Raw genomic sequence first — 19,028 nt, forward strand, 5'->3', positions numbered from 1 at the left:
CGGTCCGCTTTGCATCAGCTTGGCAACAGCACCGGTCCTATCTTCCACCCGCCCTGTCGCCCGGGAAGCGCCGCCCGGCACACTGGTCGGCATGAATGACTGGCCCGAAGACGGCGGCTACGGCCGTGGCAGCGCGAACTCCCAGCCCGAGGGACCTCGCCGGATGAGCCATGTGCAGCGTCCGCAGGTTCCGCAGCAGCCGCCTCGGCACGACCAGGGCTTCAACCAGGGCAGCCAGGGCTACAACCCGAACTTCACCCAGGCCCAGAACGCGGGTTACGACTCCGGTTACAGCTCGGGCCAGGTCTACGGCGGCCCGCAGGGCGGCGGCCGCGGCACCGTGCCTCCGCAGTACGCCCCGGGCCCCGGCGCCGGCGGTCCCGGGCGCCCCGCCCCGGACTGGCGCAAGCGCATCAAGATCGGCTCGATCGTCCTCGTGGTCGCCGTCGCCGCCTGGGGCATCGGCACCTACGCCTGGGCCAGCTCGCAGATGCGCAACGAGGTCGACCTCTCCAAGGTCATCGAGCGCCCGGCGGAGGGCGACTGCACGACGTACCTGATCGTCGGTTCCGACAGCCGTGAGGGCATGTCGGCCGAGGAGAAGAAGAAGCTGCACACCGGTTCCGCCGAGGGCAAGCGGACCGACTCGATGATGATCCTCGCGGCCTGCTCCAGCGGGAACACGATGGTCTCGCTCCCCCGTGACTCCTGGGTGACGATCCCCAGCTTCGTGGGCTCCGAGTCCGGCAAGTCGTTCCCGGCGCGCGGCGGCTCCAAGCTGAACGCCGCGTACGCGATGGACGGCCCCGAGCTGCTCGTGCGCACCGTCGAGTTCAACACCGGGCTGCGCATCGACCACTACGCCGAGATCGGCTTCGCCGGCTTCGCGAACATCGTCGACGCGCTCGGCGGCGTCGAGCTGAACATCGAGAAGGGCTTCAAGGACAAGAAGTCCGGCGCGAACTTCCAGGCCGGTACGCAGACCCTCAACGGCGAGCAGGCCCTGGCCTTCGTCCGGACCCGGTACGCCTTCGCCGAGTCGGACCTGCAGCGGACGAAGAACCAGCAGAAGTTCCTCTCCGCGCTGGCCAACCAGGCGGCGACACCGGGCACGATCCTCAACCCGTTCGCGCTGTACCCGACGCTGGGCGCCGGTCTGGACACGCTGATCGTGGACAAGGACATGTCGCTGTACGACCTCGGCAAGATGTTCTTCGCCATGAAGGGCGTCAACAGCGGTGACGGCAAGTCGATGAACATGCCGCTCGCGGGCAGCGCGCCGCAGGGCTCCCTCAAGTGGGACATGCCGAAGGTGAAGCAGCTGGTGCAGCAGATCCAGAACGACGAGAAGGTCACCGTCGAGTCGAACCGCTGACCCCTCGGCCGTACGTACGCGAAAGGGCGCCCCTGCCGGTCGGAGGGGCGCCCTTTCCGTACCCCTCGTTACGGGAGGTTGCGGGCCATGACGATGCGCTGGACCTGGTTGGTGCCTTCGTAGATCTGGGTGATCTTGGCGTCGCGCATCATGCGCTCGACGGGGTAGTCGCGGGTGTAGCCGTAGCCGCCGAGGAGCTGGACGGCGTCGGTGGTGACCTCCATGGCGACGTCGGAGGCGAAGCACTTGGCGGCGGCGCCGAAGAAGGTCAGATCGCCGTCGACGCGCTCACTCTTGGCGGCGGCCGCGTAGGTGAGCTGGCGGGCGGCTTCGAGCTTCATGGCCATGTCGGCGAGCATGAACTGGACGCCCTGGAAGTCGGCGATGGGCTTGCCGAACTGCTTGCGCTCCTTGACGTAGCCCTTGGCGTAGTCGAGGGCGCCCTGGGCGATGCCGATGGCCTGGGCGGCGATGGTGATGCGGGTGTGGTCGAGGGTCTTCATGGCGGTGGCGAAGCCGGTGCCCTCGGCACCGATCATGCGGTCGGCGGGGATGCGGACGTTGTCGAGGTAGACCTCGCGGGTGGGGGAGCCCTTGATGCCGAGCTTCTTCTCCGGGGCGCCGAAGGAGACGCCCTCGTCGGACTTCTCCACCACGAAGGCGCTGATGCCCTTGGACCGCTTGTCGGGGTCGGTGACGGCCATCACGGTGTAGTACTCGGAGACGCCGGCGTTGGTGATCCACCGCTTGACGCCGTTGAGGACCCAGAAGTCGCCGTCGCGTACCGCGCGGGTCTTCATGCCGGCCGCGTCGGAGCCCGCGTCGGGCTCGGACAGGGCGTAGGAGAACATCGCGTCGCCCTTGGCGAGCGGGCCGAGGTACTTGTGCTTGAGCTCCTCGGAGCCGGAGAGGATCACCGGCAGCGAGCCCAGCTTGTTGACCGCCGGGATCAGCGAGGAACTGCCGCAGGCACGGGCGACCTCCTCGATCACGATCACCGTGGCCAGCGCGTCCGCGCCCGCGCCGCCGTAGGTCTCCGGGACGTGCACGGCGTGCAGGTCGTTGGCGACCAGCGCGTCCAGCGCCTCCTGCGGGAAACGCCCCTCCTCGTCCACCGCCGCGGCGAACGGCACGATCTTCGCCTCCGCCAGAGCACGCACCGACTCCCGGAGCATGTCGTGCTCCTCGGAGGGCCGATACAGGTCGAAATCAGCGGAACCTGACACGCGAACTCACTCCCACGTTTGCTAACTACCGTTAAGTAACCCAAATGGTAGGGCGTGGCCGGGCCCCCGACCAGGGCACGACTATGCTCGGGCAGGCATTCCGCCCGACGTCACTGGAGACCCGTATGGCCCTCAAGATCACCGTGATCGGTACCGGCTACCTCGGCGCCACCCACGCCGCGGCCATGGCGGAACTGGGCTTCGAGGTGCTCGGCCTGGACGTCGTGCCCGAGAAGATCGAGCTGCTCTCCTCCGGCCGCGTCCCGATGTACGAGCCCGGCCTCGAGGAACTCCTCGCCCGGCACGTCGCCGGCATCGAGGGTTCGAGCGGCCGGCTGCGCTTCACCACCTCCTGGGAAGAGGTCGGCGCCTTCGGCGACGTGCACTTCGTCTGTGTGAACACCCCGCAGAAGCACGGCGAGTACGCCTGCGACATGTCGTACGTGGACGCCGCCTTCGCCTCCCTCGCGAAGGTCGTACGCGAAGGGGCCCTGGTCGTCGGCAAGTCGACCGTGCCGGTCGGCTCGGCCGAGCGGCTCGCGGACGTCCTCCCGGAGGGCGTCGAGCTCGCCTGGAACCCGGAGTTCCTCCGCGAGGGCTTCGCCGTGAACGACACCCTGCACCCGGACCGGATCGTCGTCGGCGTCCGCGGCGAGCGGGCCGAGAAGACGCTCCGCGAGGTGTACGCCGGGCCCGTCGGCGAGGGTTCGCCGTTCGTGGTGACCGACTTCCCGACCGCCGAACTGGTGAAGACCTCGGCGAACTCCTTCCTCGCCACCAAGATCTCCTTCATCAACGCGATGGCCGAGGTCTGCGAGGCCGCCGGCGGCGACGTCGCCAAGCTGGCCGAGGCCATCGGCCACGACGACCGGATCGGCGCCAAGTTCCTGCGCGCCGGCATCGGCTTCGGCGGCGGCTGCCTCCCCAAGGACATCCGGGCCTTCATGGCCCGCGCCGGCGAACTGGGCGCCGACCAGGCGCTCACCTTCCTCCGCGAGATCGACTCGATCAACATGCGGCGGCGCGGCCAGATGGTCGAGATGGCCCGCGAGGCCCTCGGCGGGTCCACCTTCCTGGGCCGCCGGGTCGCCGTCCTCGGCGCCACCTTCAAGCCGGACTCGGACGACGTCCGCGACTCCCCCGCGCTGAACGTGGCCGGTCAGATACACCTCCAGGGCGGCCAGGTCACCGTCTACGACCCCAAGGGCATGGACAACGCCCGCCGCCTCTTCCCCACCCTCGGATACGCCGACTCCGCGCTCGAAGCGGTCCGCGGCGCCGACGTGGTGCTGCACCTGACGGAGTGGCGCGAGTTCCGCGAGCTGGACCCGGCGGCGCTCGCCGAGGTCGCCGCCTCCCGGGTGATCCTGGACGGCCGCAACGCGCTGGACGCCGAGCGCTGGCGGGCGGCCGGCTGGACGTACCGGGCCATGGGTCGGCCCCGCGCCTGAGCCCTTCGGCGTACGGGAGAGGGGGCGCCGGACGGCGCCCCCTCTCCCGCGTGTCCCGTCAGGCCGCGACCGGCCTGATGCGGTTCGTCCGGGACAGGAACTCCGTCTCCCGCAGCGCCCGGGTCACATGGGCGTGCGCGAGACCGACCAGCTCCTGGGCGGTCCAGCCCCGGCGGAGCAGCTCCGCGAAGAGCGGGACGTAGCCGACGGCCGGGGCGGTGGTGTGGGAGATGCCCGCGCAGCGCGCGCCCGCCCGCTCGCGCACCCGGTCCAGGACGTCGGCGGCGGCGGCCGGCTCGTCGGTCACGGTGACCATGCACACGCCGCCGTTCCCGCCGAGCAGGTCGAGGACCTCGTCGGGCAGGCCTTCCGGCGCCGCCCGGGTCAGCAGCACCGGGGCGCGGGTGACCGCGAGGGTGCGCCGTACGGTGTCCGGGTCGGCGCCGGAGAGGTCCACGGCCAGGCCGATGCGGTTCATCTCCCGTACCGCCTCACGGGCGAAGCGGTCGAAGCGGGTGAGGTTGACGGCCCGTACACCCAGGGCGTGGTACGCCCGCAGGGTCGCGGCGGAACCGCCGAGCGCCGTCCAGCTGACCGGGCCCAGCAGGGCCGCCACCCGGCCGCAGTTGCGGGCGTGGGCCATCTCCGAGGTCGTGTGCGCGAGGCGCAGGTCCTCCGGGCAGGCGGCCACCAGCGCGCGGACGGCGTCGATGCGGCGCAGGGTGCCGATGACACCGCCCGCGCCTTCGTCGGGTTCGACGTGCAGCGACCAGAACTGGGCCCCGGTCTCCCCCGCGCGGACGGGCGGGAGGTCTTCCGGGTCGAGCGACGCGGGCAGTTCGGTGTGGCCCTCGACGACGGGCTGGGCGGCCAGGATGGCGCGGGCGCGGGACGTCTCGTCGAGCGGCGGTGGCGGTGGCTCGGGTGGGTCGACCTCCCCCGCGGCGGCGGCAGGGACGGTGGAGAGGGTCTGATGATCTTCTAGCAGATCCGCCATGGTCTTACTCCAACTCGGCGATGCAGTACCGCCCCGCCGAGTTCGGCGGGGCAGTACCGTCCACCGTGCCACCGGCCCCGGGCGGGGGCGCGGCGGGCTGGGCCGTCCGGGTGAGGCGCCGAACGCCCCACGGGCGGTCAGGCCCCGGGGGCGGCCACGGAGTCGGGCGTGGCGTTCGACGGGGCCGTACGGCTCGTCAGATCGCGGGCGACGGCCTCCGCGTCGCGGAGCACGCGGACCGCGTTCGACCAGGTCAGCTTGGCCAGGTCCGGCCGCGACCAGCCGCGGTGCAGCAGCTCCGCGATCAGGTTCGGGTAGCCGGCGACGTCGTCGAGACCGGCCGGGGTGAAGGCCGTTCCGTCGTAGTCGCCGCCGATGCCGATGTGGTCGATGCCGGCGGCCTCGCGCATGTGGTCGAGGTGGTCGGCGACCGTGGCGGCGGTGGCGATCGGGCGCGGGTTCGCCGCCTCGAAGGCCCGGTGGATCTCCATCGCGCGGGGCGTGGTGTCGAGGTGGTGGAGACCGTGCGCCCGCATGTTCTCGTCGGCGCGGTCCGTCCACTCGACGGCGGCGGGCAGGATGAACTTCGGCACGAACGTCGCCATCGCGACGCCGCCGTTGGCGGGCAGCCGCTCCAGCACGTCGTCCGGGATGTTCCTCGGGTGGGCGCAGACCGCGCGGGCCGAGGAGTGCGAGAAGATCACCGGCGCCGCCGTGGCGTCCAGCGCGTCCCGCATGGTCGTGGCGGCGACGTGCGAGAGGTCGACGAGCATGCCGGAGCGGTTCATCTCGCGGACGACCAGCCGGCCGAAGGCGGAGAGGCCGCCGACCCCGGGCTCGTCGGTCGCCGAGTCCGCCCAGTCGTTGTTGGAGTTGTGGGTGAGCGTCATGTAGCGCACGCCCAGGGTGTGCAGGGCGCGCAGGGTGGCGAGGGAGTTGTTGATCGAGTGGCCGCCCTCGGCGCCCTTCAGGGAGGCGATGCGGCCCTCCTTGCGGGCCGCCTCCATGTCGTCCGCCGTCAGCGCGGGGGCGAGGTCGCCCGCGTACCGCTCCAGGAGCTGGTCGACGACGTCGATCTGCTCCAGGGTGGCGCTGACGGCGTCGTCGCCGGTCAGCTCGGCGGGCACGTACACCGACCAGAACTGGGCGCCGACGCCGCCGGCCCGCAGCCGGGCCAGGTCGGTGTGGAGCGCGCCGGTCTGGTCCGCGCCGATGTCCATCCGGTCCAGGTCGTAGCGGACCTGCTGGCGCAGTGCCCACGGCAGGTCGTTGTGGCCGTCGGCGACGGGGTGGGCGGCGAGCAGTTCGCGGGCCTCGGCGAGCCGGTCGGCGGCGCTGCCGGAGACCTTGGCCGCGGCGGCCGGTCCGGCGCCCGACCCGGCGCTCACTGGGCGAAGCCGAACGACTCGGCGCCCTCGACCCTGGCGCGCAGGCGCTTGCCCTTCTCGGTCGCCTGGTCGTTCAGTTCCTGCTGGAACTCGCGCATCCGGGCGAGCAGTTCGGGGTCGTGCGCGGCGAGGATCCGGGCCGCGAGGAGGCCGGCGTTCCGCGCGCCGCCGACGGAGACGGTGGCGACCGGGACACCGGCCGGCATCTGCACGATGGAGAGCAGCGAGTCCATGCCGTCGAGGTACTTCAGCGGCACCGGCACGCCGATGACCGGCAGCGGGGTGACGGAGGCGAGCATGCCGGGGAGGTGGGCGGCGCCGCCCGCGCCGGCGATGATCGCCTTGAGGCCGCGCCCGGCGGCCTGCTCGCCGTACGCGATCATCTCGCGCGGCATCCGGTGCGCGGAGACGACGTCGACCTCGTACGGGATCTCGAACTCGTCCAGGGCCTGCGCCGCGGCCTCCATGACGGGCCAGTCGGAGTCGGATCCCATGACGATGCCGATCACGGGGGCGGTGGTGGCGGGGCTTGTGCTCACTCGGTGATCGTTCCTCGCAGATAGCCGGCGGCGTGGCGCGCGCGCTCCAGCACGTCGTCCAGGTCGTCGCCGTAGGTGTTGACGTGCCCCACCTTGCGGCCGGGCTTCACGTCCTTGCCGTACATGTGGATCTTGAGCTGCGGGTCCCTGGCCATGCAGTGCAGGTACGCGGAGTACATGTCCGGGTAGTCGCCGCCCAGGACATTGCACATCACGGTCCACGTCGCGCGCGGGCGCGGATCGCCGAGGGGCAGGTCGAGGACCGCCCGGACGTGGTTGGCGAACTGCGAGGTGATCGCCCCGTCCTGGGTCCAGTGGCCGGAGTTGTGCGGGCGCATCGCCAGTTCGTTGACGAGGATGCGGCCGTCCGCGGTCTCGAACAGCTCCACGGCCAGATGGCCGACGACTCCGAGCTCCTTGGCGATCCGCAGGGCGAGCTCCTGGGCCTGCCCCGCGAGCTCTCCGTCGAGGTCCGGAGCCGGGGCGATCACCGTGTCGCAGACGCCGTCGACCTGACGGGACTCGACGACCGGGTAGGCGACGGCCTGGCCGTGCGGGGAGCGGACGATGTTCGCCGCGAGCTCGCGGCGGAACTCGACCTTCTCCTCGGCGAGGACCGGGACACCCGCGAGGAACGGGTCGCGGGCGTCCTCCGGCCCGCGGACGAACCAGACGCCCTTGCCGTCGTAGCCGCCGCGCACGGTCTTGAGGATGATCGGGAAGCCCCCGACCTCGGCGGCGAAGGCCGCCGCGTCCGCCGGGTCCGCGACGATGCGGTGCCGGGGGCTCGGGGCACCGATCTCGTCGAGTTTCGCGCGCATCACCCCCTTGTCCTGGGCGTGCACCAGCGCGTCGGGCCCCGGGCGGACGGGGATGCCGTCCGCCTCGAGGGCCCGCAGGTGCTCCGTGGGGACGTGCTCGTGATCGAAGGTGATCACGTCACATCCGCGCGCGAAGTCACGCAGCGTAGCCAGGTCGCGATAGTCGCCGATGACGACCTCGCTCACCGCCTGCGCCGCAGAGTCCTGCGGGGTGTCGCTGAGGAGCTTGAACTTGATGCCGAGGGGGATGCCCGCCTCGTGGGTCATACGGGCGAGCTGACCGCCACCGACCATGCCGACTACCGGGAACGTCACCCTCTTAGGGTATCCGCACCATCAGGGAACACGCGTCCGGCTGTGGTTTGACACAAGAACGGAGGGGCCGGAGGCCGGTTCTCCGGTGGTTTACGAGGTACCCGGGCGGGTGACAGGAGCGCTGGTTAGCATGGTTGGGTTGACGTCACCCGGGCGTCATCCGGACGGACGGGACAGAGCCATCACCATGAGTGAACCCGGCGCGCTGCGCATGCGACTCGACCGGCTCGCCCGCGAGGTCGCCAAGTTCGGGGTGGTCGGCGGTCTCGGCGTCCTCGTCAACCTCGGCGTCTTCAACCTGGTGCGCGGCACCACGGAGATCCCGATGGTGCGGGCCAGCCTGATCGCCACGGTGGTCGCGATCGTCTTCAACTACGTGGGGTTCCGCTACTTCACGTACCGTGACCGCGACAAGTCCGGCCGCACCAAGGAGATGTCGCTGTTCCTGCTGTTCAGCGTCGTCGGCATGGTCATCGAGAACGGCGTGCTGTACACGGCGACGTACGGCTTCGGCTGGGACGGGCCGCTCGCGAGCAACTTCTTCAAGTTCTTCGGCATCGGGATCGGGACCCTGTTCCGGTTCTGGTCGTACCGCACGTGGGTGTTCCGCGCACTGCCGGCGAAGGAAGCCGTGCAGACGGCCGAATCCTTCCTCGAGCAGGCGCCGCGGCAGGCGACCCGTCGCCAGCCCGACCGGGTCTGACCGCTTCCGGCCGGCCCTTCCTCACCGTACGGGGCGCTCCTGCGGCTCGTCCGCGACGCTCCGCACCTCCCGGCTCAGGAACAGTGCGAACACCGGCGGCTGCTGCTGGAGCAGCTCCAGACGGCCGCCGTCCGCCTCCGCCAGGTCCCGGGCCACCGCAAGACCGATGCCGGTCGAGCTGCGCCCGCTGACGGCCCGCTCGAAGATCCGCGCGCCCAGGTCGGCCGGGACGCCCGGACCCTCGTCCGTGACCTCGATCACCGACTGGTTGCCCGTCACCCGGGTCCGCAGGGCGACCGTGCCGCCGCCGTGCATCAGCGAGTTCTCGATCAGCGCCGCCAGCACCTGGGCGACCGCGCCCGGGGTGCCGACCGCCCGCATGCCCTGCTTGCCGGAGTGGACGATGGCCCGTCCCGCGCTGCGGTAGGCCGGGCGCCACTCCTCGATCTGCTGCTTGACGACCTCGTCCAGGTCGAAGGCGACGGCGGAGCCGGTCCGGGGGTCGCGGGAGTTCGTGAGCAGCCGCTCGACGACGTCGGTGAGCCGCTCGACCTGGGTCAGGGCGATCGTCGCCTCCTCCTTGACCGTGTCCAGGTCATCGGCGAGCGCGACCTCCTCCAGCCGCATGGAGAGGGCGGTGAGCGGCGTACGGAGCTGGTGCGAGGCGTCGGCGGCCAGTCGGCGCTCGGCCGTCAGCATCCGGGCGATGCGCTCGGCCGAGGCGTCCAGGACGTCCGCGACCCGGTCGAGCTCCGGCACCCCGTACCGCTTGTGCCGGGGGCGCGGGTCGCCGGAACCGAGGCGTTCGGCGGTCTCCGCGAGGTCCGTCAGCGGGGACGTGAGCCGGTTCGCCTGCCGTACGGCGAGGAGGACGGCGGCGATGACGGCCAGCAGGGCCACCGCGCCGAGGATCATCAGCGTGCGGCCGATCTCCTCCGTGACCGCCGAGCGGGACTCCTCGACGATCACCGTCTCGCCGCGCTCGCCCTCCGCGAGGCCCCGGGTCACGTCGCCCTCGGGGCGGGTGCCGATCTCGATGGTGTCCCGGCCCGGGATCTGGATCTGGGCGTACCGCTTGGCGCCGCTCTGCTCCGACAGGATGTCCGGGTTCACCGGCTCGCCGCCGATCAGCCGGCTGTCGACGATCGAGACGATGCGGAGGGCCTCCAGGTCGACGCCCTCCTGGGCGCTGCTGGAGATGGTGCGGGTCTCGACGATGACGAGGGAGACGCCGAAGACGGCGATGACCACGAGCACGACGGCGAGGGTGGAGTTGATGAGACGGCGACGCACGGTTGCCCTCCGGGCGGGGGACGGTGAACCCGCCCGAGCCTACGGGGCGGCCGGCGGCCGGCGGCCGTGGTGCGGCCGTCAGCTCTTCTCGAAGCGGAAGCCGACGCCTCGCACGGTGGCGATGTAGCGGGGGTTCGCCGCGTCGTCGCCCAGTTTCTTGCGGAGCCACGAGATGTGCATGTCCAGGGTCTTCGTGGAGGACCACCACGTGGTGTCCCAGACCTCGCGCATCAGCTGGTCGCGGGTGACGACCCGGCCCGCGTCGCGGACCAGGACGCGCAGGAGGTCGAACTCCTTGGCGGTGAGCTGGAGCTCCTCGTCGCCCATCCAGGCCCGGTGCGACTCGACGTCGATCCGGACGCCGTGGGTGGCGGGCGCGGCCACCGGCTCGGCGGAGCCGCGCCGCAGCAGGGCCCGGACCCGGGCGAGGAGTTCGGCGAGCCGGAACGGCTTGGTGACGTAGTCGTCGGCGCCGGCGTCGAGCCCGACGACCGTGTCGACCTCGTCGGCCCGTGCGGTGAGCACCAGGATCGGGACGGTGTGGCCCTCGGCGCGCAGCCGCCGGGCGACCTCGAGTCCGTCCATGCCGGGCAGGCCGAGGTCGAGTACGACCAGGTCCACTCCGCCCTGGAGTCCGGCGTCGAGGGCGGTCGGCCCGTCCTCGCGGACCTCGACCTCGTACCCCTCTCTCCGCAGGGCGCGGGCCAGCGGCTCCGAGATGGATGCGTCGTCCTCGGCGAGCAGTACACGGGTCATGGGGTGATGGTAGTCCGCACGGGTGGGCGGTCGGGGCATGATCCCTGGGGACGGAGTCACCCCTGGGGATCTTGTGGGTATCTTGCTCATGACCTTCGAATGACGTCGCGCGGTTGCGCCGTCACCTGTGATCCATCTCTCAAGTCCTTCCATATCCGGCACTGTCGTGTCGTATGGTGTCTCGACGTCTGTAGCGGTAATCGGGGACCTTTGGCCAGCTTCGCGCGCCAAGGTCCTCTTTCTGCGTGAGGTCGGCCCAGCCGAACCTTGAGGACGGTGAACGACCTGTGGGCCGGGTTCCGGGACGCGACGACGCGAATCCCGGGGCGTGGATCCCGGTGGAGTCCACTCCGACTCCGCCGGTGCCGGCCTCCCCCACCGGGCGCACCACGCTCACAAGGCGCGCGTCCCGACAGAGCAAGGATCGACATGGCGTCCAGCCTGACGACGGCTTCGGCCGGAACCCCCGGTTCCGAGAAGACGTTCTTCGGCCACCCCCGCGGCCTGGCCACCCTCTTCATGACCGAGATGTGGGAGCGCTTCTCCTACTACGGCATGCGGGCACTTCTCGTTCTGTACCTGGTCTCCGGCGGCGCGGACGCCGCGACCGGCAGCCAAGGCGGCGGCCTCGCCATGACGGCCGCGACGGCGACGGCGATCTACTCCGTCTACGTCTCGATGGTCTACCTGATGGCCATGCCGGGCGGCTGGTTCGGCGACCGCGTCTGGGGCGCCCGCAAGACGGTCACCATCGCCGCCTTCGTGATCATGGCGGGTCACGCCTCGCTCGCGATCCCCGGTCAGGCGATGTTCTTCGTCGGTCTGGCGCTCGTCGCCGCCGGCTCGGGTCTGCTCAAGGCCAACATCTCCACGATGGTCGGTCACCTCTACGACGGCCCGGACGACGCGCGCCGTGACGGTGGCTTCACGCTCTTCTACGTCGGCATCAACCTCGGTGCCTTCGTGGCGCCGTTCGTGGTCGGCACCGTCGGCGAGAAGGTCAACTGGCACCTCGGCTTCGCGCTCGCCGCGCTCGGCATGGGTCTGGGCCTGGTCCAGTTCCTCATCGGCACGAAGAGCCTGAGCCCGAAGAGCAACGTCGTCCCGAACCCGCTCTCCCCGGCCGAGCGCAAGAGCATCCTGGTCAAGGTCTCCCTGGTCGTCGTCCTCGCCGCCGCGTTCTACGGCGTCGTGGTCGCCCTGGGCATGTACACCCTGAACTGGGCGCTGGTCCCGATCACCCTCGCCGGTCTGATCATCCCGGTCGCCGTCCTGGTCCGCATCAAGCGCGACAAGGACCTAGACAAGACCGAGCAGTCGAAGATGACCGGCTACATCTGGTTCTTCGTCGCCGCCGCCGTCTTCTGGATGATCTACGACCAGGGCGGCTCGACGCTGTCGCTCTTCGCGGACGACAAGACCGCCGACACCGTCTTCGGCCTGGGCTTCCCGGCCACCTGGTACCAGTCGCTCAACCCGCTGTTCGTCATGGCGCTGGCCCCGGTCTTCGCCTGGCTGTGGCTGTGGCTGGCCCGGCGGAACCAGGAGCCGAACACCATCGTGAAGTTCGCGATGGGTCTGGTCCTCGTCGGCGCGTCCTTCTTCGTCTTCATCGTCCCGATGAACATGGCCGGCGGCGGCGACAAGGTCTCCCCGATGTGGCTGGTCTCGATCTACATGATCCAGACCATCGGTGAGCTGTGCCTCTCCCCGGTCGGCCTCTCCGTCACGACGAAGATGGCGCCGCAGAAGTACGCCTCCCAGATGATGGGTGTCTGGTTCCTCGCCGTGACCGCCGGTGACTGCACCACGGGTCTGCTCTCGCTGGCCGGTGTGGACCTCAACGGCACGGGGATCATCGCGATGGAGGCGAGTCTCGCCGTCCTCGCGGGCTTCGCGATCTACATGTACCGCAAGAAGGTCCAGGCGCTCATGGGCAGCGTCCACTGACCTCCCCCGTACGGCCGTGAGGGCCGCCGCACCGATCCGGTGCGGCGGCCCTCCGCCGTTTCCGGCCCGCGTCAGCGCCTGAGCCGCGCCCACGGGGTGAAGGTGAACACCGCGCCGCCGAGCAGGATCACCGTGCCGGCGACGAGGGCGAGGGCGCGCAGGGCGCCGTCGTCCTCGGCGCCGGTCTCGGCGAGGTTCCCGCCGGAGCCGGAGCCACTGCCAGAGCCGCTACCGCTGCCGGAGCCGCTGCCCGGGTCGCCGCCGGAGCCGCCCGCCGCGCCGCCCGCCTGCTTGCTCGTGTCCAGTTCGAGGGAGGCCTGGACGGCGCCCTTCACCTGGCACGGGATGTCCATCTTCATGGAGCCGAGGGAGACCTTGATGGTCAGCGTGCCGGGACTGAGGGTGGACTTGCCGGTCGCGCCCGGCTTGTAGGTGCCCTTCATGTCCGGCAGGTTCACCGGGTCGCCCAGCTTCAGGGCGGTGGGGTTCGGGGGTCCGGCGACGGTCACCGTGCCGGTGTCGGATCCGCCGAGCTTGACCGCCATGGAGGCCTTGAGGGCCCCCGCGGGGAGGGCGGCGGGGCTGTCCATGACGCCCTTGGCCGTCCTGACCGTGAGGTCGTACCCACCGCCGTTCTTCTTGGCGTCGATCGTCACCTTGGACTGGATGGAGGCCGGGCCGGGGGCCGTACAGGCGAAGGTGACGGAGACCTCCGTGCCGGGGAAGGACGTCTGGCCGCCGCTGCCGCCGCTGGACGATCCGCCGGAGCCGGAGCCCGAGCCGGAGCCGGAGGATCCGCCGGTGCCGCCGGTGCCGCCGGAGGAGGAGGTGGCGGCGCCGCCGGTGTTGTTCGAGCCTCCGCCGGTCGTCGTCGACCCGCCCGTGGTGGTCGACCCGCCCGTGGTGGTCGTGGAGCCGCTGCTCGTGCCGCCCGTCGTCGTGCCCGTGCCGTCCGTGACCTTGATCTTCGCGGCGGCGGCCACCGTCTCCTTCGGGGAGCACTTGGTGTCCGTCGACAGCGGCTTGGACACGTTGATCGTGTACTTGCCGGGCGTGAGGGTGATCTCGCCCGCCTTGGTCAGCTTCAGCTTCCCCCTCATCTCGGGCAGCACCATCGGACTGTTCTTGGGGATCGGCGGGTTCTGCCGGGGCCCCTCCATGGCGACGGTGCCGGTCGCCGCGCCGCCCACGGTGAGGACGCCGGTCGGTTTGACCGTGTCCGCGCCGAGGTCGAGCACGTCGGGGTTCTTCGACGCGGCCTGGACCGTCTTCCAGACGATCTCGACCTCGTCGCCGACCTTGGCCTCCGCCGGCGCCGTGACCAGCACCTTCGTGGTGCCCTGCACGGGCGGAAGCCCGGAGATGGACGGCGGGATGCACTCCGTCGTGTACGAGACCTCGGCGGCCTGGGCGGGGCCGGCGGAAATCAGGATCCCCGCGCCGCCGAGCATCAGCGCGATTCCGGCCGCGCTCATCCTCCGTTGCGTACTCACGCATGTCCCTTCGTCGTCGGGCTGCTCTCTGGGGCTGACGGTGCGGAGTCAGGACTGAACCACGGCAGGGCCGCGGTGGGTTCGTCGTCCCCCGGGTCCCGCCGGGCGGGTTCGGGGGCACGGGTGCGGAGCCGGGCCAGGGGCCGGGGGCGGGCCCTGGAGTGGCCCGGGGCCGTACGGGCGGGGCTCGTCGCCGGGCGGACGCGGTCCACCACGGCCATCCCGATCCGGAACAGCGCCGCCGGTACGACGACGGCGAGCAGCAGCCAGAAGAGCGTCACGCCCCAGGGCCTGCCGACCCCCCAGGGCTGCTCGACGAGGACCTTGTCCGCGTAGCGCACGGAGACCTGGTAGTCGCCGTGGGCGCCCGCGGTGAGTTCGACGGGGAGCCGGACGAGGGCCTTCTTGCCGGGGTCGACGGTGCCGCGCCACTGGCGTTCCTCGTACTGCGGGGCGAACACCCCGTGGCTGGTGCCGACCTGGAAGACCGGGTCCTTGACGGGGGCGGAGCCGAGGTTGCCGACGGTGAAGACGATCTCGCGGCGGGGCGGTGCCCCGAACCAGACGAGGAGGCCGCTGGAGCCGTCGAGCCGTACGGTCGCGAGGACCGCGAGCCGCCCGTCGCCCGAGGCCTCGGGGAGCGGGGCGACCGGATGACCGGCCACGGTGAACTCCCGGTCCACGGCGTCCTGTTGCCCGGTGACCCCGGCGACGTGCACGACGCAGGGGCAGGGCTTGGGCGGTTCGGCGACCGGGAGCTTGGCGCTGAACGCGCCCCGGGCGTCGACGGTGGCGGCCCGGCCGTCGGTGTTGGCGCAGGAGTTGGTGCCGCCGATGACGCCCTTGCCGGGGGCGCCCTGGCCGCAGATCAGCAGCATGAGCAGCGCGCCCGGCTTCCAGCCGCTGCCGCTGACGGTGATCTCGCCGCCCTTGCCGCCCTCCGCCTGGGAGAGCTCGACGGCGGGTCCGGGGGCGGCCGCCACGGGGGCGGCGGGCAGGAGGGCGAGGGCGAGCGCCACCAGGAGCGCCCCGGCCGTACGTGTCCACCTCATGAGTTCGCTCCCGCCGACGCTCGCTGGGTACGGGCCCGGCCGCGCCGCCGTACCGCGTACGCCCCGCCGCCCGCCGCCGCGAGGAGCAGCCCGGCCAGGCCGGTGAGCGCCGGGCCTGAGGCGAAGGCGGCCTCGGCGGTGGCGGTGGCCGGGGCGGCGCCGGGGGCGGTGGCGGTCAGCCGGACGGTGACGGAGTCGAGGGCGGGCGGATCGGGCCAGGGTTCGGTGCGGGTGGCCCGCCGGCCGGGCCTGAGGGTGAGCGGCAGGGGGCGGCCCGGCCGGTCGAGGACGGTGCCGAGGACTCCTTCGGCGCGCACGGCGAGGTGCGGGGCGAGGACGGTGCTGCCCCGGTTGACCAGGGTGTAGCGCAGGGTGCCGGTCGTGGTGTCGACGTGGACGTCCTCGACGGTGAGCGCGGCGAGCTGCGGGCCGCTGACCCGCAGCCGCAGGTCGACGCGTACCTCGCGGCCGGCGGCCGTGGCCCGTACCGTCCCGCGGTGTTCGCCCGGCGGGGTGTCGGCGGTGACGGTCACGGCGAAGGGCACGTCCGCCCGGGTCCTGGCGGGCACGGTGACGCTCCGCGCGGCGAAGGCCACCGGGGCGCCCTGCCCGCCGAGCCGGACGGTGAGCGGCCGGGCGCCCCGGTTGGTCACGGACAGGGTGTCCTGGAGGACGCTGCCTGCGGGGCCCTCCAGATAGGCGTACGGCCGGCCGGCGGCGGGCGCCGCCGTCCAGTCCGGGGCGCCGGGGGGAGCCGCCGCGACCGCGCCGAGGAGCGCGGTGGCGGCGGCCACGAGCCCGGAGCGGGCCGCCGTCCGCATCAGCGTGCCGTGCGCCGCGTGAGCCAGAGGACTCCGGCCGCGCCGGTGAGGAGGACGGTGCCGCCCAGGGTGCCGAGGGCCAGGGCGGAGTCGAGGGGGCCGGTCTTGGGCAGTTCGGTGCCGGTGCCCTCCTTCTCCTCCTCGGCGGGCGGCGGGGTGTCGGAGCCGCCGGCGGCGCCGGTCACCTCCAGTTCGAGGGCGGGGCGGGGGTTGTTCTTCGGGGTGCAGACGGCGGCGTCCATGCCGAGGGCGTGGACGGTGAGCGTGCCGGCGGTGAAGGTGACCTTGCCGTTCTTCTTCGGGGTGTAGGTGCCGGTGAGCGTGCCGATCTTGATGGGTGTGTCGGGCGGGATGGCGGCGGTGTTCGGCGTCCCCTTGACCTTGACGGTGCCGGAGTCGGCGCCGCCGAGGACGAGTTCGGCGCGCGGGGTCATGACCCCCTTGGGGAGTTCGATGGGGCTGTCGGAGACGCCCTTCTCGAACGACATGGTGATGGTGTACGCGCTGCCGTTCTTGACGGCCTTGATGTCGACGGGCGAGACGGCGCCCTTGGGTCCGATCTTCGTCTCGCAGCCGTAGTTGACGTCGACGACGGCCGCCTGGGCGGCCGGTGCGCCGGCGAGCACGGCCGCGCCCGCCACCGCGAGCGCCGCCGTGAAAGCGGCGGTCGTTCTCCTCCGGTTCGGCTCCTTGGACACCCCGAGCACCCCTCACCGCAACGTAACTGACGGTCTTTCAGATTGGCCGTCAAGGTACGCCTGAGGTCGTGCGGAGGGAAGAAGAAGGAAAGAAGAGAGAACGTGAAAGTCCTAGGCGGGTGCCGAGAGTTCGGCCCATACCGTCTTGCCGGGGGAGCCCGGGGTGCGCTCGATGCCCCAGTCGAGGCAGAGCCGCTGCACGATGAACATGCCGTGGCCGCCGGGGCGGCCGGAGCGGTGCGGGGTGCGGGGCGCGGGCTGGCCGGCGCCGCGGTCGGTGACTTCGAGGCGCAGCACCTTGGGCAGCCGCAGGACGCGGAGGCGCTCGGGGCCCTCGGCGTGCAGGCAGGCGTTGGTGACGAGCTCGGAGACGACGAGCAGGACGTCCTCCGCGGCGGCCCTGCGGTCGGCGGTGGCGGCCGGCAGCCAGCCCCACTCGTGGAGCGCGGACCGCGTGAAGTCGCGGGCGAGCGGCACGGTGCCGCTGGTCTCGCCGAGGGCGAGCGTACGGACGTCGGAAGCTTGGTCCATCAGCGCTTCACCTCACCGATCGACGGGACAGGGGCAGGTCGTACGGGCGGGCCGCTCCCCGAGCGGGCCCGGCCGGGGGTGCTCAGCCGGGAAGGGCTGTGTCGAGTGTCTCGTGCACGGTGAAGACGGCGTCCGCGCCCGTGATCTGGAACACCCGGGCCACGGCGGGCCGCATCCCCACCAGATGGACCCCGCCGCCGGCGGCGTCCGCCCGCAGGCGGGCGCCGAGCAGCACGTTGAGCCCGGTCGAGTCGCAGAACTCCAGCCCCGAGCAGTCGACGACCAGCCGCGAGCGGCCCGCGTCGAGGGCGCCGTCCAGCGGGGCGCGGAGGATTTCGGCGGTGTAGTGGTCGAGCTCACCCACGGGTGCGAGCAGTTCGCTCGCGTCCACGGTCCGGACCTCGACCCGCAACCGCGCGGGCGGTGCGCTGCCGATGTGTTCGCGGTCCATGGCCGTGCCTCTTCTCGCTCTCGCGGATGCCGACTGACGTGCTCCGAACCCTACAAGCGGGACGCCCTTTCGCGCACCCAAGCTCTGCCACATAACCGGACAAAGCAGACTATTGACACTTGCGACCTTCGGTGCCGAACAGGTAGGGCTAGGAGGGACACCCGACACGACCGGCTTCGGAGGCGCCGCAAACCGCAGCAGAAGAACGATGGAGGAGACCCATGTCACCCCGGCTCGACGCCCCGCGTACCCCCGACGCGCCGTCGGCAGCAGTCCCCCAGGACCACCCGCTCGACTTCGCCCACGACCTTCCCCGCGACCGCCCGCTCGACACCATCGGACCCGTCGACGCACGGGCCCTGTCGAAGCAGCTCTTCGCCCGGCTCGCCGAGCTCGAAGAGGGCACCCACGACCACGCGTACGTCCGCAACACCCTCGTCGAACTGAACCTCGCCCTGGTCAGGTTCGCCGCCGCCCGCTTCGGCACGCGCAGCGAGCCGATGGAGGACATCGTCCAGGTCGGCACGATCGGCCTCATCAAGGCGATCGACCGCTTCGAACTCACCCGCGGAGTGGAGTTCCCCACCTTCGCGATGCCGACGATCATCGGCGAGATCAAGCGCTTCTTCCGTGACACCTCGTGGTCCGTGCACGTGCCCCGCCGGCTCCAGGAGCTGCGGCTCGACCTCGCGCGGGCCGGTGACACGCTCGCCCAGCGCCTCGACCGCGCCCCGACCGTCGCCGAGCTCGCCGAGGAACTCGGCATCGCCCCCGAGGAGGTCGTCGAGGGCATGGCCGCGAGCAACGCGTACACCGCGAGCTCGCTCGACGCCCAGCCCGACGAGGAGGAGGGCGGAGGCGGCGAGGCCACGCTCGCCGACCGGCTCGGCTACGAGGACCACGGCCTCACCGGGATCGAGTACATCGCCTCCCTGAAGCCGATGATCGCCTCGCTGCCCGCCCGGGAACGGCAGATCCTCTCCCTGCGCTTCGTCTCCGGCCTGACCCAGTCGGAGATCGGCACGGAGCTCGGCATCTCCCAGATGCACGTGTCGCGGCTGCTCGCGCGCACCCTCGCCCGGCTGCGCCGGGGGCTCACTCTGGAGGAATGACCTCCAGCACCTCCCCCGAGCCGCCAAAATGGCTGTGGAAAGGGCCCGTTCACGGT

The 19,028-nt window shown here is 71.7% G+C and carries 18 protein-coding genes; 5 read left to right on the top strand and 13 right to left on the bottom strand.

The features are described 5' to 3' along the window. The first annotated feature begins 91 nt into the window (after positions 1-91). Complete coding sequence (locus DEJ43_RS13900; RefSeq protein ID WP_015033992.1) at positions 92-1,375, top strand: LCP family protein; 1,284 nt, start codon at positions 92-94, stop codon at positions 1,373-1,375. 68 nt (positions 1,376-1,443) lie between these two features. On the opposite strand, the gene DEJ43_RS13905 is transcribed toward DEJ43_RS13900, so the two are convergent. Then, entirely contained in the window at positions 1,444-2,601 is a 1,158-nt protein-coding gene (locus tag DEJ43_RS13905) for an acyl-CoA dehydrogenase family protein (protein ID WP_071891322.1), read from the bottom strand. Between the two features lie 125 nt (positions 2,602-2,726). On the opposite strand from DEJ43_RS13905, the gene DEJ43_RS13910 reads away from it, so the two are divergent. Further along, complete coding sequence (locus DEJ43_RS13910; RefSeq protein ID WP_041662465.1) at positions 2,727-4,052, top strand: UDP-glucose dehydrogenase family protein; 1,326 nt, start codon at positions 2,727-2,729, stop codon at positions 4,050-4,052. Between the two features lie 58 nt (positions 4,053-4,110). On the opposite strand, the gene DEJ43_RS13915 is transcribed toward DEJ43_RS13910, so the two are convergent. The 4 genes from DEJ43_RS13915 to DEJ43_RS13930 all read right to left on the bottom strand — a co-directional run bounded on the left by DEJ43_RS13915 (position 4,111) and on the right by DEJ43_RS13930 (position 8,112). Beyond that, entirely contained in the window at positions 4,111-5,049 is a 939-nt protein-coding gene (locus tag DEJ43_RS13915) for a membrane dipeptidase (RefSeq protein ID WP_015033996.1), read from the bottom strand. A 137-nt stretch (positions 5,050-5,186) separates the two neighbouring features. Then, the gene (locus DEJ43_RS13920; protein ID WP_015033997.1) at positions 5,187-6,437 is read right to left on the bottom strand and encodes a dipeptidase; all 1,251 of its coding nucleotides are present in this window, start codon (positions 6,435-6,437) and stop codon (positions 5,187-5,189) included. Beyond that, on the bottom strand, positions 6,434-6,931 hold the full coding sequence (gene purE, locus DEJ43_RS13925; protein WP_051026070.1) for a 5-(carboxyamino)imidazole ribonucleotide mutase: 498 nt from the start codon (positions 6,929-6,931) through the stop codon (positions 6,434-6,436). Before purE ends, DEJ43_RS13920 begins: the two co-directional genes overlap by 4 nt. 41 nt (positions 6,932-6,972) lie before the next feature. After that, positions 6,973-8,112, bottom strand: a complete 1,140-nt coding sequence (locus DEJ43_RS13930) for a 5-(carboxyamino)imidazole ribonucleotide synthase (RefSeq protein WP_071891325.1) — start codon at positions 8,110-8,112, stop codon at positions 6,973-6,975. 187 nt (positions 8,113-8,299) lie between these two features. On the opposite strand from DEJ43_RS13930, the gene DEJ43_RS13935 reads away from it, so the two are divergent. Beyond that, positions 8,300-8,815, top strand: a complete 516-nt coding sequence (locus DEJ43_RS13935; protein ID WP_015034000.1) for a GtrA family protein — start codon at positions 8,300-8,302, stop codon at positions 8,813-8,815. Positions 8,816-8,836: 21 nt separating this feature from the next. Here DEJ43_RS13935 and DEJ43_RS13940 read toward each other — a convergent pair whose 3' ends face one another. After that, positions 8,837-10,108, bottom strand: coding sequence for an ATP-binding protein (locus tag DEJ43_RS13940; protein WP_015034001.1), 1,272 nt, complete (start codon positions 10,106-10,108; stop codon positions 8,837-8,839). Between the two features lie 78 nt (positions 10,109-10,186). Beyond that, a complete protein-coding gene (locus DEJ43_RS13945; RefSeq protein WP_041662466.1) occupies positions 10,187-10,864 on the bottom strand; it encodes a response regulator transcription factor in 678 nt (225 codons plus the stop codon). A 429-nt stretch (positions 10,865-11,293) separates the two neighbouring features. Between DEJ43_RS13945 and DEJ43_RS13950 the strand changes: the two genes are divergently transcribed. Next, complete coding sequence (locus tag DEJ43_RS13950) at positions 11,294-12,814, top strand: peptide MFS transporter (RefSeq protein ID WP_015034003.1); 1,521 nt, start codon at positions 11,294-11,296, stop codon at positions 12,812-12,814. A 71-nt stretch (positions 12,815-12,885) separates the two neighbouring features. Here the strand turns inward: DEJ43_RS13950 and DEJ43_RS13955 are convergent, their stop codons facing one another. The 6 genes from DEJ43_RS13955 to DEJ43_RS13980 all read right to left on the bottom strand — a co-directional run bounded on the left by DEJ43_RS13955 (position 12,886) and on the right by DEJ43_RS13980 (position 17,860). Then, complete coding sequence (locus DEJ43_RS13955; protein ID WP_041662468.1) at positions 12,886-14,289, bottom strand: hypothetical protein; 1,404 nt, start codon at positions 14,287-14,289, stop codon at positions 12,886-12,888. Between the two features lie 14 nt (positions 14,290-14,303). Further along, positions 14,304-15,359, bottom strand: coding sequence for a hypothetical protein (locus DEJ43_RS13960; RefSeq protein ID WP_015034005.1), 1,056 nt, complete (start codon positions 15,357-15,359; stop codon positions 14,304-14,306). Beyond that, the gene (locus DEJ43_RS13965) at positions 15,356-16,180 is read right to left on the bottom strand and encodes a COG1361 family protein (RefSeq protein WP_015034006.1); all 825 of its coding nucleotides are present in this window, start codon (positions 16,178-16,180) and stop codon (positions 15,356-15,358) included. Before DEJ43_RS13965 ends, DEJ43_RS13960 begins: the two co-directional genes overlap by 4 nt. Next, the gene (locus DEJ43_RS13970; RefSeq protein WP_015034007.1) at positions 16,180-16,878 is read right to left on the bottom strand and encodes a hypothetical protein; all 699 of its coding nucleotides are present in this window, start codon (positions 16,876-16,878) and stop codon (positions 16,180-16,182) included. Before DEJ43_RS13970 ends, DEJ43_RS13965 begins: the two co-directional genes overlap by 1 nt. A 111-nt stretch (positions 16,879-16,989) precedes the next feature. Next, a complete protein-coding gene (locus tag DEJ43_RS13975; RefSeq protein ID WP_015034008.1) occupies positions 16,990-17,409 on the bottom strand; it encodes an ATP-binding protein in 420 nt (139 codons plus the stop codon). Between the two features lie 82 nt (positions 17,410-17,491). Continuing rightward, positions 17,492-17,860 (bottom strand): STAS domain-containing protein, encoded by a 369-nt coding sequence (locus DEJ43_RS13980; protein WP_015034009.1) that lies wholly within the window; start codon positions 17,858-17,860, stop codon positions 17,492-17,494. A 221-nt stretch (positions 17,861-18,081) separates the two neighbouring features. Here DEJ43_RS13980 and DEJ43_RS13985 point away from each other — a divergent pair, with 221 nt between their 5' ends. Then, positions 18,082-18,972, top strand: a complete 891-nt coding sequence (locus tag DEJ43_RS13985) for an RNA polymerase sigma factor SigF (protein WP_015034010.1) — start codon at positions 18,082-18,084, stop codon at positions 18,970-18,972. The last annotated feature ends 56 nt before the right edge of the window (positions 18,973-19,028 follow it).

Origin of the sequence: Streptomyces venezuelae ATCC 10712 (assembly GCF_008639165.1) — a bacterium.
GTDB lineage: Bacteria > Actinomycetota > Actinomycetes > Streptomycetales > Streptomycetaceae > Streptomyces > Streptomyces venezuelae.

Excerpts from the sequence above, each read along its gene's own strand:
- DEJ43_RS13900 (WP_015033992.1), top strand. The coding sequence starts at position 92 with ATGAATGACTGGCCCGAAGACGGCGGCTACGGCCGTGGCAGCGCGAAC.
- DEJ43_RS13910 (WP_041662465.1), top strand. The coding sequence starts at position 2,727 with ATGGCCCTCAAGATCACCGTGATCGGTACCGGCTACCTCGGCGCCACC.
- DEJ43_RS13915 (WP_015033996.1), bottom strand. The coding sequence starts at position 5,049 with ATGGCGGATCTGCTAGAAGATCATCAGACCCTCTCCACCGTCCCTGCC.
- purE (WP_051026070.1), bottom strand. The coding sequence starts at position 6,931 with ATGGGATCCGACTCCGACTGGCCCGTCATGGAGGCCGCGGCGCAGGCC.
- DEJ43_RS13935 (WP_015034000.1), top strand. The coding sequence starts at position 8,300 with ATGAGTGAACCCGGCGCGCTGCGCATGCGACTCGACCGGCTCGCCCGC.
- DEJ43_RS13945 (WP_041662466.1), bottom strand. The coding sequence starts at position 10,864 with ATGACCCGTGTACTGCTCGCCGAGGACGACGCATCCATCTCGGAGCCG.
- DEJ43_RS13950 (WP_015034003.1), top strand. The coding sequence starts at position 11,294 with ATGGCGTCCAGCCTGACGACGGCTTCGGCCGGAACCCCCGGTTCCGAG.
- DEJ43_RS13955 (WP_041662468.1), bottom strand. The coding sequence starts at position 14,289 with ATGAGCGCGGCCGGAATCGCGCTGATGCTCGGCGGCGCGGGGATCCTG.
- DEJ43_RS13960 (WP_015034005.1), bottom strand. The coding sequence starts at position 15,359 with ATGAGGTGGACACGTACGGCCGGGGCGCTCCTGGTGGCGCTCGCCCTC.
- DEJ43_RS13965 (WP_015034006.1), bottom strand. The coding sequence starts at position 16,180 with ATGCGGACGGCGGCCCGCTCCGGGCTCGTGGCCGCCGCCACCGCGCTC.
- DEJ43_RS13975 (WP_015034008.1), bottom strand. The coding sequence starts at position 17,409 with ATGGACCAAGCTTCCGACGTCCGTACGCTCGCCCTCGGCGAGACCAGC.
- DEJ43_RS13980 (WP_015034009.1), bottom strand. The coding sequence starts at position 17,860 with ATGGACCGCGAACACATCGGCAGCGCACCGCCCGCGCGGTTGCGGGTC.
- DEJ43_RS13985 (WP_015034010.1), top strand. The coding sequence starts at position 18,082 with ATGTCACCCCGGCTCGACGCCCCGCGTACCCCCGACGCGCCGTCGGCA.